This window comes from Lewinella sp. LCG006 (assembly GCF_040784935.1).
Classification (GTDB): Bacteria; Bacteroidota; Bacteroidia; order Chitinophagales; family Saprospiraceae; genus Lewinella.
The window spans coordinates 3,550,216-3,563,058 of sequence record NZ_CP160680.1 but is presented as its reverse complement, the minus strand read 5'-3'; the positions used below and the strand labels follow the sequence as shown (position 1 = coordinate 3,563,058).

14 protein-coding genes are annotated in these 12,843 nt (G+C 45.6%); 5 read left to right on the top strand and 9 right to left on the bottom strand.

The window, feature by feature from the left end; genetic code table 11:
* Positions 1-219 precede the first annotated feature (219 nt).
* The 3 genes from AB0L18_RS12735 (at position 220) to AB0L18_RS12725 (ending at position 1,717) form a co-directional block, all read left to right on the top strand.
* Entirely contained in the window at positions 220-438 is a 219-nt protein-coding gene (locus AB0L18_RS12735; RefSeq protein WP_367392975.1) for a hypothetical protein, read from the top strand.
* Between the two features lie 125 nt (positions 439-563).
* Positions 564-1,151 carry a hypothetical protein gene (locus AB0L18_RS12730; RefSeq protein ID WP_367392974.1) on the top strand — a complete coding sequence of 196 codons (588 nt, stop codon included), beginning with the start codon at positions 564-566 and terminating at the stop codon, positions 1,149-1,151.
* A gap of 179 nt (positions 1,152-1,330) precedes the next feature.
* Positions 1,331-1,717 (top strand): YkvA family protein, encoded by a 387-nt coding sequence (locus AB0L18_RS12725; RefSeq protein ID WP_367392973.1) that lies wholly within the window; start codon positions 1,331-1,333, stop codon positions 1,715-1,717.
* A 117-nt stretch (positions 1,718-1,834) separates the two neighbouring features.
* Here AB0L18_RS12725 and AB0L18_RS12720 read toward each other — a convergent pair whose 3' ends face one another.
* Both AB0L18_RS12720 and AB0L18_RS12715 read right to left on the bottom strand, forming a co-directional pair.
* Positions 1,835-2,578, bottom strand: a complete 744-nt coding sequence (locus tag AB0L18_RS12720; RefSeq protein ID WP_367392972.1) for a hypothetical protein — start codon at positions 2,576-2,578, stop codon at positions 1,835-1,837.
* Positions 2,579-2,673: 95 nt separating this feature from the next.
* The gene (locus AB0L18_RS12715; protein WP_367392971.1) at positions 2,674-3,771 is read right to left on the bottom strand and encodes a T9SS type A sorting domain-containing protein; all 1,098 of its coding nucleotides are present in this window, start codon (positions 3,769-3,771) and stop codon (positions 2,674-2,676) included.
* A 90-nt stretch (positions 3,772-3,861) separates the two neighbouring features.
* On the opposite strand from AB0L18_RS12715, the gene AB0L18_RS12710 reads away from it, so the two are divergent.
* Positions 3,862-5,304, top strand: a complete 1,443-nt coding sequence (locus AB0L18_RS12710) for a hypothetical protein (protein WP_367392970.1) — start codon at positions 3,862-3,864, stop codon at positions 5,302-5,304.
* A 5-nt stretch (positions 5,305-5,309) separates the two neighbouring features.
* Here the strand turns inward: AB0L18_RS12710 and AB0L18_RS12705 are convergent, their stop codons facing one another.
* From AB0L18_RS12705 to AB0L18_RS12685, 5 genes are all read right to left on the bottom strand, one after another.
* Positions 5,310-6,074, bottom strand: coding sequence for a glycosyltransferase family 2 protein (locus AB0L18_RS12705; RefSeq protein ID WP_367392969.1), 765 nt, complete (start codon positions 6,072-6,074; stop codon positions 5,310-5,312).
* Positions 6,075-6,092: 18 nt separating this feature from the next.
* Entirely contained in the window at positions 6,093-6,881 is a 789-nt protein-coding gene (gene cysQ / locus AB0L18_RS12700; protein ID WP_367392968.1) for a 3'(2'),5'-bisphosphate nucleotidase CysQ, read from the bottom strand.
* Between the two features lie 361 nt (positions 6,882-7,242).
* On the bottom strand, positions 7,243-7,935 hold the full coding sequence (aat, locus tag AB0L18_RS12695) for a leucyl/phenylalanyl-tRNA--protein transferase (protein WP_367392967.1): 693 nt from the start codon (positions 7,933-7,935) through the stop codon (positions 7,243-7,245).
* Between the two features lie 8 nt (positions 7,936-7,943).
* Complete coding sequence (locus AB0L18_RS12690; RefSeq protein ID WP_367392966.1) at positions 7,944-8,249, bottom strand: ATP-dependent Clp protease adaptor ClpS; 306 nt, start codon at positions 8,247-8,249, stop codon at positions 7,944-7,946.
* Positions 8,250-8,268: 19 nt separating this feature from the next.
* Positions 8,269-8,730 (bottom strand): redoxin domain-containing protein, encoded by a 462-nt coding sequence (locus AB0L18_RS12685; protein WP_367392965.1) that lies wholly within the window; start codon positions 8,728-8,730, stop codon positions 8,269-8,271.
* Between the two features lie 146 nt (positions 8,731-8,876).
* On the opposite strand from AB0L18_RS12685, the gene AB0L18_RS12680 reads away from it, so the two are divergent.
* On the top strand, positions 8,877-9,776 hold the full coding sequence (locus AB0L18_RS12680; protein ID WP_367392964.1) for a DMT family transporter: 900 nt from the start codon (positions 8,877-8,879) through the stop codon (positions 9,774-9,776).
* A 232-nt stretch (positions 9,777-10,008) separates the two neighbouring features.
* On the opposite strand, the gene AB0L18_RS12675 is transcribed toward AB0L18_RS12680, so the two are convergent.
* Together AB0L18_RS12675 and AB0L18_RS12670 are read right to left on the bottom strand one after the other, a co-directional pair.
* Complete coding sequence (locus tag AB0L18_RS12675; RefSeq protein WP_367392963.1) at positions 10,009-10,425, bottom strand: OsmC family protein; 417 nt, start codon at positions 10,423-10,425, stop codon at positions 10,009-10,011.
* 157 nt (positions 10,426-10,582) lie between these two features.
* The gene (locus AB0L18_RS12670) at positions 10,583-12,730 is read right to left on the bottom strand and encodes a peptidylprolyl isomerase (RefSeq protein ID WP_367392962.1); all 2,148 of its coding nucleotides are present in this window, start codon (positions 12,728-12,730) and stop codon (positions 10,583-10,585) included.
* Positions 12,731-12,843 lie beyond the last annotated feature (113 nt).

Genomic DNA, 12,843 nt, shown 5'->3' with positions numbered 1-12,843 from the left:
AAAAGACCACCTTTTGTAGATGGTGTTATAGTGTTTTGGAATTTTTTTTAAGACTCCTACTATTGATAGGGCGCGCGCAAAAATCGTTACAATTTTTCGAAAAAACTGTAGGCCCGGGGAATTTTAACAACGCTTTTTTTGTATCTTCCATCAAACCTTATTAACTGATTTTCTTTGAGTTAACACTCAAAGAAGAAGAGTTGTTCAATACCTACACCTATGAAAATCCGCAAACTCTCTGGCGGCATGGTGGAAGCTTACAATGAAAGACTCCGCATCCGTTTACAACCTCTCTCCGACCCTACTACTGCTTTGGTCATCATTTCTCAACTGAAGCCCAACGGCTACACCCGCGCTCGTAATGTACTCCGCGTGGCGCAACCGATAACGCTGGAACAACTGATGGAAGTGTATGGTGATTTTGCGGAATTAGTATAGCCGCAGTAGCTCATGGTAAAAAAAACAGGTTACCAATAGGGGGACAAACTTACTTTTCGCATCTTCTCGGAGAAAGTAAATTCCTTTCGGGAACAGCCCCGAAGATCACCGACAACAAAACAGCAATGCGAAAAATTTTACCTCTTGCCATCAGCCTCCTGATCATTGGTCAGTTGAGTGCTCAGGAAACCCTATTCAATAACCTGGATGTGACGGGAGCCTTTGGGGCCGTGATCGTTGAAACGGGTGCTATCAACGGTGAAGTAGGTGCCGACGTAGGCGGCGGTGGAGCCCTCATTATGTCGCCCGTTTTCATTGGTGGCTACGGGATGGGAACCAGCTACCCCGTGCATACCATCACCCAGGGCGACGACGCCGGGGAATATGACCTCAAATTTGGCCATGGTGGTTTATGGATGGGTATTGTGCCCAAATCTGACAAGCTTATCCACTTTTACGGAAGTACAAAAATCGGCTGGGGTAAAGCAAGGCTACGCCAGGACAAGGACAATGTTTTCACCGACCGGGTGTTTGTTTTGACTCCCGAGCTGGGCTTTGAAGTCAACCTAACGGAATGGCTCAAGATGACCTTCACGGGTGGCTACCGCTGGGTGAATGGCGCTACCCGCCTACAAGAGCTGGACAATGATGACTTCAGCAGTCCGCTGGGTACTATCACCTTCCGGATGGGCGGATTTACCGACGATTTTTAGTTTTATCCAAAACACTTCTTTCCTAAAAAGAAGATAATTACCATTTACAGAGCCACCAATGTCAAAGACCTTGGTGGCTTTTTTTTGGTAGCTTAAGCAACCCGTTGGTGCAAGAGGGAATGTTAAAAATGATCTATTATCCAAGCAATGATGTTATATTGGGAGTACATTCTGATATAATGAAAGAAACGATAAAAAAGTACCGTCGCTATTTCTCTGACGAGCGATTTTGGGAAAAACTAAGAGGTCATGCCCGTAATGCGGGGGTGAAGATTGTTTACACGGCCCTCTTGCTGTTTTATGCCTATCGCCGCAAGGAAACGCCCACCTGGGCCCGGAGTATCATCCTGGGAGTGCTTGGTTATTTTTTAGCTCCGATTGACCTTATCCCCGACCTTACGCCCATCTTGGGTTATACCGACGACTTGGGCGTTTTGGCATTTGGCTTAGTGACGATAGCAGCTTATGTCAACCAGGAGGTACGGCAAAAGGCTCGGGGCCGCCTTCACCAGTGGTTTGGTGAATTTGATGAGGCAGAGCTCAAGGAAGTGGACGAACAGTTGTAAAAAAATAGCACAGCACCTTGGAGGTACTGTGCTATACACGAGCCAATTATTGGCTTTACTATAATGATTCGCTACTATTGTAATCTGCAATCGAAAGTAAGCCTTTCCCAAACAGTACTAGGGTGTACAGTAATCTGACTTACACACAGGCCGTGTTTCGTCAATTCCTATTTTCAGACAAGCCGAAGTAGAATAAACTTCGCAATCCACCCTAACATAAAGTTCTACCAAGTGATAACCGGCATTGCAATCAATTGCCACATCATAATCCGTTGCGCCCGGATATTCCAATTGTAAAAAAGTCATATTATTGCTCACCGGTACACCATCGTAATACCAACGTACCTGGTCAAAAATATCGGTGGTGTAATTGATGTACCATGATACTCCATCAATCAGGGTCTCATTCCGAATTTTACCTGAAACCTCATCTACTACAAAGAGGGAAGAAGGAACCAACAGCGTAGGCGTCACTTCAGGACAACCATAATTGGCTAATAATACCAACAGATCAGCAGTATTGATGACACCATCTTCATTAAAGTCCCAATCTTCCAGGCAATTACCTGCTGTTGCGCCAAAACAGCTTGAAAAAAATGCCAGATCGCTGGCTGTGTAACAGCAGATTTCAATTTTACTGGTGCCTTCTTGCTGGTTATCTAAAGCCGATTGCAGGTCAGCAGCCGTGAGCCCAAATGATACGCCAGCCTCTGCTTCGGCAGCAGTCAAACGTTGGAAATAGGTTTGTGCTTCCGATGAGAGTGTTGCTGCTGTATCAGGAGTATTCTTTTCACAAGCCTGGCTAAATACTCCTACCAGTAGTACGGTTATCACGTAAATAATCTTTGTCAAGTTTTTCATTTTCTGAGTTTTTATTTTGAAAAGAACTCTTCAAAGATCACCTGAACACCCTCCTTAAAAAATTACATTTCTATCGGCTTTTTCCCAGTTCGAGCCTACGATCTTATTAATTTTTCTACCACTACACCGTTCGAAGTACCTATTTGCAAATAATACATGCCCGCTGGATAAGGGTTTAAATCTATTTCTTGGACCAACTGACTAGCTGCTGCTTCGTAAGTCCATTGCTTTAATTTTTGACCTGATTGATTGTACAGTATGATCGGGTAGCTGCCAGCATTTTCTTCCGCTGATTTTTCTATTCGGTACTGTTGAGGGCCAGAAGGACGAACTTGCACAACAGGAGTAGCATTTTGATCCCCCCGCTTGCTCTCTTTACAAATACCTAATGCCGCTGTGACGCCTTCGGCCAAGTCTAGCTCCAAGCCAAAATTATTCCCCGTAAGACAGATCGTTGCTAGGTTATTGTCCTCTCCATCTTGGTAATAGAAAATATTGTTCAAAACATCTAAGCCATTATTGTTACAATCCGGATTGTAAAGGTATTCATCACAATCTATGCAAGACTTTTTAAAGTGTATTTGATTGATGACTGTTTCCGATATTTCTTCTTGTATCCAAATATCGAATTCATGGTATGCTATCACTTGAATGCCCGCTAAATCACCTGTAATAATTTCCGAATGTTTGCATTTACAACTGAGATCAGTTAAGGCGGTCAGTCCTACTACCTTATCATAAATGATGATGGTAGCATTGCTTTTTTCTGTCCCACAGTTTTTCTGAAAAGCGAAGGCATACAATCCATTAGGAACATTAAAAGTATAGTTGTTTCCAGTAATTGCGGCCACGGCAGAGGTCCCCGTCATAAGGTTTAAATACCCTACGCGGTAGTTGGCACTACTTCCTGGCGCCCAGGAAAAACTCACCTGGTTATCATCCATACCATTTTGAACAGGAGTAGGTGCTGGGCAACTATTTGAGGTTCCGCTCACTACAAAAGAACCCGCAAATTGGGTCAATTGAGCTTCACTCACCTCCATTATATCCCCAAAATAGCTATCCATTTCATCAAGAAATTGCGTGAGATTTCCGGCATTAATGGTAGTGATAGGTTGGGCAAAGAGCAAGGACGCCCCAAAGAGCAAAGTGCCAAGGAGGCTACTCCGCAGAAGGTTTAACTTGTTGTTCATTATAGTAAATTTGTAAGTTGTAATCTTTAAAGGTGAGGAAGATCACTTTTTTATCCTATTACATTTTTCGCACTTTTTTCCAAAAGCAAGATGCAAGGCAGTAAATTAATTCAAATATTAAAGACTTTTTCCGACGACGATTGGGCTGCTATTCGGCTGATGGCCGTCTCTCCTTACTATATTTCTGGTAACGAAGCCGAAAAAGTACAGCGCTTGATTGACTTGCTTCATCTGGCTAAACCTGACTTTACCGACCAGCAGCTGAAGGCAGAAAATATTGCCCAACAGGTGTATCTGGAAAAAACGGAAAACAATACGCGTCAACTCCCTAAAGTAATGACCAGGCTGGTAAGATTGATCGAAACCTACCTGATTCAACAGCAGCAACTACCACCTGGTAAGGCTACCGAAAAGCGCATATTGGCAGAAGCCTTCGAAGCAAAGGGGCTCAAGGTACTGGCCGCTCAACATTTGGCCAAGGCAGAAAAACTACTTAAAAAAGAAGAGCATCAAGACAAGCCCTATTATTGGGAACAATTGTTACTCGCCGAATCCTGGTTTACTCATTTTAGTTCTACATCGTTAAAAGAATCCACCAGGTATCTTCATGAAACAGAACAAAAACTTGACGAATGGTACCTTCTGGCCAAGCTTGAGCAGGTCGTCTGGCAGAAAGCCCAAAGTATCCAGACCAAAACGGAAGTAGCAGAAACCTTGCTTCCTATGAAAGAATTATTGGCCAGTATCGCCCAGCTCGATTTCAGTATCTACCCCGTACACGGCGTCTACTACCATGCACTTGTTTTTCTGCTCAACTCCCACGACACGAAGTTGGAACTCTTTCAGGAAATAGCTCATCAATTGGACCAATACGGTCATCTTATAGAAGAAGAAAAGGAAAAGGCATTACAGACCCTACTCCGTATTTTTGCGACTGGGCGCTATAACCAGGGTGAGCAGGCTTATCTTCACATTTCCTTTCAGCTCTACCAAGCTCACCTGGCTGCGGGGTACCTCTATTTTGAAGGAAAAATTCACTCGCAAACGCTGCTGAACATGGTAACGATTGGGCTGAGGGTGAAAGCTTTCGAATGGGTTACGCAATTACTGGAAGCCAATAACAACCTCCTCCTGGATCAAGATGCGGCTCCCAATGCCTGCCGGTTCAACTACGCTTTACTGGCCTTTTATCAGGGCGACCTTGAAGCGGCGCTGTCCTGGTTAGATGACAGCTACCACAACATCTACTACCGGCTTGCTGCTCGCCGACTGGAAATCATGATCTACCATGAGCAACAATCCGTCTTATTTGATGCTAAAATAGAGGCATTTAAGGTGTATATCTTTCGCTTATCGCAAAATCAGTTACCCTTGAAACATAAGGAGTTGAACAACAATTTCATCGATATCTTACGACAGATTGCCCACCCCAGCACTTTACGTAACGCAAAAAGAAAAACAAAAATAAGGGCTAAAATAAAAGCCACTGCTCACTTGGCAGAACGCGAATGGCTATTGGCGAAAACGGTGTAAACCACTCACCCTCCTCGCTGCTGCTCCAATAAGAAAGCGTAACGTAAAAAGACGCCCCAAGCCATAATTGCGCTGACCATGAGCCCCACCTTGCCGTCGCGAAATCCCTGCTGGATGATGTAATGTTTGAAAAATCGAAACAGCGGCTTGGCCAGAAGGTGAAAATAGCCTACCCGGGTAGTTCTGCCGGAGTGGTCCTTTGCCGACCAGCGAGCATAGCGGCGGGTTTTATCCAAATAATGATCCAGGCTCCGGAAGGTGTAGTGATCGAGTCGGCCGCTTAATGTGGCGACCTCAATGCCATCGGTCGCGATTTCTTCGTGTACTTGCAACTCATTGTAGCGCGCCCGATCTCGATGAAAAAAACGGATGACCTGATCGCCCTGCCAACCGCTGTAGCGAATAGGTTGGCCTAGAAAATAATTATTACGCCCAATCCAATAGGCATCGGCAGCTGGTGCCTGTTCAGCCGCTAGTAGTCCTTTTATTTCCGCACAAAGCTCAGGTGTGGCCAGCTCATCCGCATCCAACAACAGCACCCACTGATGCTTGGCTTGTGGGATGGCCCAATTCTTTTGGTCGGCTGGCCCCAGGTACTTCCGCTCTAGAATACGTACCGGATAACGGCGAGCTATCTCTACCGTCTTGTCCGTACTGAAACTATCTACCACTAAAATATCACTGGCGATCTCCAGGATACTCTCCAGGCAGCGAGCAATATTTACTGCTTCGTTGTAGGTGGTAATGATGACGGATAAGGAACGGGCCACAGCTTTAGATTTTTAGTATTAATCCCTCAATTGCCCGTAAACGATAAAGTGAGGGTTGAGTAAATTTTCTTTATTATAAACTACGGGTTCCTTGGTTGCTGCTTGTAGCACTTTGCCACCCGCTTCTTCTACAATAACCTGGGCAGCAGCGGTATCCCACTCCATCGTCGGTGCCAAACGCGGATACAAATGAGCCGCTCCCGAAGCAACCAGTAACAATTTCAGGGAAGAACCTTTACTTACCAGCACTGGATCTACCAAGCCATCTATAAACGCCTGAGTGCCTTCATTGAGGTGGCTCCGGCTGGCTACTACCTTTAGTCCTGCATCCTTCATCGTGAAATTGGCCGCCTCAATGCGCTCTGGGCCTGCCGCCTTGGCTTCAAAAGCACCATGCCCCTTGGCGGCCCAAAACAATTCGCCTGTGACAGGTACATAGACAACGCCAAATACAACGCTACCATCTTTTACCAATGCGATGTTGACCGTAAACTCTCCATTGCGTTTAATGAATTCTTTGGTACCATCCAGCGGGTCTACCAACCAAAAGTAATCGAAGTCCTTCCGTTCCTGATAGGGTACCTCTTTGTTTTCTTCCGAAACGATGGGTGCCTGAAAATCAAGCTTTGTAAGGCCAGCCATGATGACGGCATTCGCCGCTTGATCGGCACGTGTCAGTGGGCTATTGTCAGCCTTGTGCTCAATACCAAAATTGCTTTCATCGGCGTATATCTCTAGAATAGCAGCACCCGCTGCACGGGCAATAGCTCCGACCTCAGTGGCTAGTATCTGAAAATCAATCATCATTAATATAAAGGATATTAGTCAGCACGCCAAGATAGGTGTTTTATAGGGGGAAAAAGGAAATTGACTAATAAAAAGGACAAAGGATCGAGGAGGAGGGGCCTAGGCATAGCACCCGCTTGTGGGAGGGCCCTCCCAGCTGCCGAACCGCCAAAACCGCCCTTGGTCAATCGACCATTTAGGGCGTGCGATATCACCTGCTACCCAAACCGGTAGCAGCCAAGCAATACGCAAAAATAGACCTCTGATATTCCCTGTTGACAGCAGGGGGGAATAACCGCTGATTGTTTGAGTAATTGTCAAGCTACTCAAGATGCGCAAATATACTAAAAGTTTAAAAACAAAAAAACATAAACAAAAAAAACTAAAAAACACCATCCTCCCAATTTCCCGGCACCAGAGGAAGATTCCTGTTTTTTCTCAGCCACTCCAGAAATACACTTCTCTTCATCGTTTTAGCCCCCATGCTTGCAAGGTGTTTGGTTTCCTGCTGACAGTCGACAAGTTGGTATCCCTGTGCTTTCAGCGCTCCGACCAAAGAGATAAACCCAAATTTAGAGGCATTGGTCGCTTTGGCAAACATTGATTCCCCAAAAAAGACCTTGCCCATCGCAATACCATAGAGGCCGCCCACGAGTGTCTCTTCTTGCCATACTTCTACCGAATGGGCGTGGCCCAATTCATGCAGCCGTTCGTAAGCTTTGATCATATCCTGGGTTATCCATGTGCTTACCTGCTCGCGACGTGGGATGGCACTACAGGCTTTGATCACCGCTGAAAAAGCAGTGTCATAAGTTACCCGATATTTTTCTTGGTTGAAATAAGGACGCATACTCTTGCTTACCCTTAGATCATCGGGAAAGAGTACGAAACGAGGGTCGGGGTTCCACCAAAGGATGGGGTCTCCGGCAGCATACCACGGAAAGATGCCCCAGCTGTAAGCCAGTAACAAACGCTCCGGACTCAAATCACCACCAACCGCCAACAATCCATCCGGACTGGCCTCTTTGGGGTGAGGAAATCTCAGTTCATTTTCTGGCAGCCAGTATACGGGCATACTTTCCCTTACTTAGCTTCTTCAATCACCGCCGAAAGCCCACGCTCAGTGAGTGCATCCTTTTGGGGTTTTAGCACTTTCTTAGGGCCATTCTTCACGCTTGCTTTTCCTTTTGTATGGATAATAAGCGCCAACTGCTCAGATTGTGAAGACGCATGGCCAAGCACTTCGACGAAGCATTTGATGACCCAATCAAACGAATTGTGGTCATCATTGTAAACGATAAGTTGTGCCGGTTCCCCGGTTCCTGTATCATCTACTTCATCTTCTACCAGTACTTCTTCCAGCTCTTCTACTTGATTGGAGAACAACATAGTCAATACATTATTTAAGTTACGCCAGTGCTTTGCGTATGGCCGCAAAATCAGGCACCTCACCGGCATTTTCTAACACCTCAGCGTAGCGAACAGTTCCTTCTTTATCAATGACAAAGGCCGAACGCTTTGATACACCTCTCAACCCTAGTACAAACTCCTCATAAAGCGTACCATAATTACGCGATACTTCTTTATTGAAATCTGACAATAGGGGGAAATTCAATTTCTGGTCTTCCTTAAAACGCGCCAGCGTAAATGGAGAATCCACCGATACTGCCACGATATCCGCATCCAAATTATTGTAGGTTGCAATATCGTCACGCATCATGCACAATTCCGTCGTGCAAACGCTGGTAAAAGCCATGGGAAAGAATAATAACACAACGTTTTTCCCAGTGTAATCACTAAGAGAAACTTCTTTCAGGTTATCTGAAACAAGGGTGAATGTGGGTGCTTTGTCACCTGCTTTAACAGCCATTGTTGTATTTTTTTAAATTTTTAAAAGTTACTAGCCTCTAAACAAAAAACTTCCCAGAAAGATTTTTATTTGCCGTGGATAATAAGTTAGCTAAAATTGTAGCATAATGCGCACTTTTGCAGATGACAAAGATAAGGCTTTCTGCTATGCTTACAGAAGAACAGCGTGCATATTTAGAATTACACGTAGCCGTGTTGCTGTTTGGCCTTACCGCCATTCTCGGTGATCTTATCCAACTAACGGCGCTGGTACTGGTTTGGTGGCGCGTACTGCTCACCAGTGGTAGCCTTCTTCCTTTTGTCAAGCCCCAATATCTGCTGCGTGATTTGGGCCAAACACTGCTCCTACGTTTTATGGGTATTGGTGTCTTGGTTGCCTTGCATTGGCTCACTTTTTATGGCGCTATCAAGCTATCGAATGCTTCTATCTGTCTCATTTGTATGGCTACGACCTCTTTTTTCACTGCTTTTCTTGAGCCTATTATTGTCAAACGCCCTTTTCGCTGGTACGAGATGGCTTTGGGCTTGCTGATTATTCCAGGCATGGTACTCGTTGTGAACAACATCCAACCCGGTATGATCTGGGGGGTTATTGCCGGACTCACTTCCGCCTTTCTGGCCGCCACATTTGCTACCTTCAATAAAAAATACTTAGCTGATGTGCACCCTAGCCGGGTTACTTTCGTAGAGTTGGGTAGTGCCTGGTTGTTCCTCAGTGCTGTTCTAGGTGTTTTCTTACTTACCGGACGCGATATAGGTACCTGGTGGCCAGCATCCAACAGCGACTGGCTGTACCTGCTTATCCTGGCTTTTTTGTGTACCAATCTGGCTTACACGCTCAGTTTACGATCCTTGCGGCACCTTTCGGCCTTTGCGGCCAACCTTACTGTCAACCTTGAGCCTGTTTACGGTATCATTCTCGCCTGGCTCCTGCTCAACGAACAGGAAGATTTAGACCCCGGTTTTTATTGGGGGGTAGTCATTATTCTATTGGCCGTATTCAGCTATCCTCTCATCCGCCGCAGAATGCGACGGTATGAAAGTTAGTTGGGTGGGGTTGATGGTTGTTGGTTGATGGTTGTTGGGATGGTTATCTACTATTAACGCGAGGCCGAGGGATAAAAACCTGATTACCAAATTACCACTTACCAGCCTCACTGTACCTGGTATTGGGTACTGTGTACTTGGATTAAAAAGGTGTTCTATCTGAGTACTAAGTACTTAATACAGTGAGGTTGGGTGACGGAATCCCTCTAGTGCTTTGTGTACCCACCTCACCTTACATTAGCTTCGTCGTGAGCGTAATCTCTGTCTTTAATAATTTCGAAATTGGGCAGATTTCCTTGGCTTTCTCTGCGAGTTCAGCAAAGGTGTCCGCATCAATTGAAGGGACCTTACCTTCCAAGGTCAGTTCAATGCTAGGAATAGCTCCGTCTTCAAAATTCACTTTGGCACTTGTCGTAAGCTCATCAGGCACATGACCAGCTTCGCTGAGCAAAAAACTCAACTGCATGGTAAAGCAACCGGCATGCGCTGCAGCAATCAATTCTTCTGGATTGGTACCTTTGCCCTCCTCAAAACGGGTTTTAAAAGAGTAAGGCGTCTTGTCCAATACTGTGCTTTGGGTGCTTACACTCCCCTTACCATCTTTACCACTACCTTGCCAACTGGCACTTGCTTTTCTTGAAAATTTCATATTGTTATTATTTTGTACTCCTCTTTAGACAGTAAAAAGGAGCATTTGTTTGGTCAATAGGGACAAAAAAAATCCTCCCGAACTTTACACCTTGGTAAAACTCGGGAGGATCATTAAGAAGGCTTCACCTTCTTAAACGGCTATCAGAAGCGTAAGATTAGTTACACTCGTAGGTAGCACGATTGTCTTCTACATCTGCGCTTTCGCGGAACAATGCCATAAAGGAGCTGGCAACAGCCCCCTGAGCAGTGCGGCTCATTTGCTGACGCATCTGTGGCAAGTTAGTTGCTTGCCCAACAGCTGGTTTATTGGTTACTTGTAGGATAAATACTCCTCCAGCCCCCTGAATAGGAGCAGAAGTTTGTCCTTGTCCTAAACCTACCGCCGTTGCTACTACTTTAGGCTCAGCACCCAAACCAGGCATAGACGGACGGCTAAAGGCAGCACGCTGAATAGTATCTACTTGGGTTCCGTATTTGCTAGCAATCGCACGCAGATCCATTCCTTGGGTCTGGCTGCCTACCATCTCGGTTTTCTTTGCTGCCAATACTTCAGCTTCGAGTTCCGTGCGGATTTCGTCAACACTTGGCGAACCTGGCTTCAGCACACTCTGCAAACCAACTACTACATACTTGTTATCGTAATAACGCACCTGGTCAGTGAAGCTGTAAACACTAGGAGATACATCACCAGGATCAGCAGAAAATGCCCAACAGATAGCATCTTTGGTATCGTTGCTGAACCCTAGATCACCCAAGTTATAGGCGTTCTTATCAAAAGCAGGCGTAGATACCACCCGTAGGTTACTTGCTTTTCCAGCAGCAGCCTTCATTTCTTCAAGGCTACGGTTGTTGGCAATAAACTGAGACGCCTCCTGGAAGATGTTATCTTGGGTATCTTTGCTAGGTACGATAGCTTCGCGAATAAAGGCTACATTAGCACGTTCTGTCGTGGCCGACGTACGGCTAAGAATCTCTACAATATGTACACCGTAAGAAGTACGTACTTTGTAAAGTTGACCAGGAACGCCAGTGATGAACAGTACGCGATTGAACTCAGGTACAAACTGGTTAGGCGTCACACCTTCGTATTTGCCACCATTGCTTACACTACCTGGATCTTCGCTGAAGGCCACGACCAATGAATCAAAAGCAGTTGTTCCTGCATTCAATACATTAATGATACTATCCGCACGAGCACTTGCCGTAGCAAATTGATCGGCAGTTGTCGCACTCAACAAGATGTGGCGTGTATCGGCAGAGTCAGCCATCGTCACCCGATCAATAACTTTTAGCAAACGGTATTCACCGCTTTCTACGTAAGGACCATATACGGTTCCCGGAGCCATATTCATAACGGTATCCGCAATACCCGTACTCAGATCTTCTTTAGCTGCGTAAGCTGGGGTGATAATACCTTCATGACGCAGTACAAAGGTAGAATCGCCATCTTGTGGATTGCGGAATTCGGCAACCAAGCCTTGTAATTTGCTACGAATAGCAGAAGAATCCGCAGCCGTAGGAATTACATCGAACACCACGTAATCAAGAACGCGCTCTTCCATCTTGCGCTCAAAACGAGCAGCATTGGCTTTGAGGTAAGCATTCAGGTCACTATCGGCAATACTAACATCACCATTTGGAATCTGATCGTAAGGAACTTTTACGTAAACGAAATCAACATTCTGATTTTGCTCGTTATAGCCCATTTCGGCCATCCAGTTTGGTGTATACATGCCCTTCTGTACCAAAGACTGTAGCTTCGTTTGCAGGCGATCTTTCTTGATCATGTCCCGCTGCATCCGCCAAAAGTCGGGGAATTGCGGACTCATACGGCCAGCCTCGATTTCGTCACGTAGTGTGCCGCCTTCGATCAAACCTTTGAAATAATCCAACTGCTCGCGGTTGATTGCACCAGGCTGTTGAGGATTAGGGAAGTTGCGGCGGATAATGGGGCTAGGACTAGCACCAAACTCCAACTCAGCGATCTCGGCATCACTGACACCCAAGCCAATTGCATCAGCTTCGTCTCTGAGTAACTGGTCTTCTACGAACCAGTCCCACAAGGTATTTCTATTTTGGTAGGTAGGTAGCGTAGAACCATTGAAACGCAAGCTATAGATGCGTTCAAATTCAGTCCGGCGAATCTTTTCGCCATTTACTTTACCCACTACGAGTTGTGATAAGCCTCCTCCAGGACCTTGTCCTGCGCTCACCATATCCATGACCAGAAAGCCACCCAAACCGAGGGCAACCGCTACGATCAGTATCCAGGAATTATTTCTGATTTTACCAATCAGTGCCATCTATCGTCAATTTTGCAGCATTTTGAGCCTGTGCCCGACAAAACGAGCACAAAGATAAAAGCCTAGTAATCAGTTATTTAAACATCCTACTCTAAAAGCAGGAGGGCAAAGAT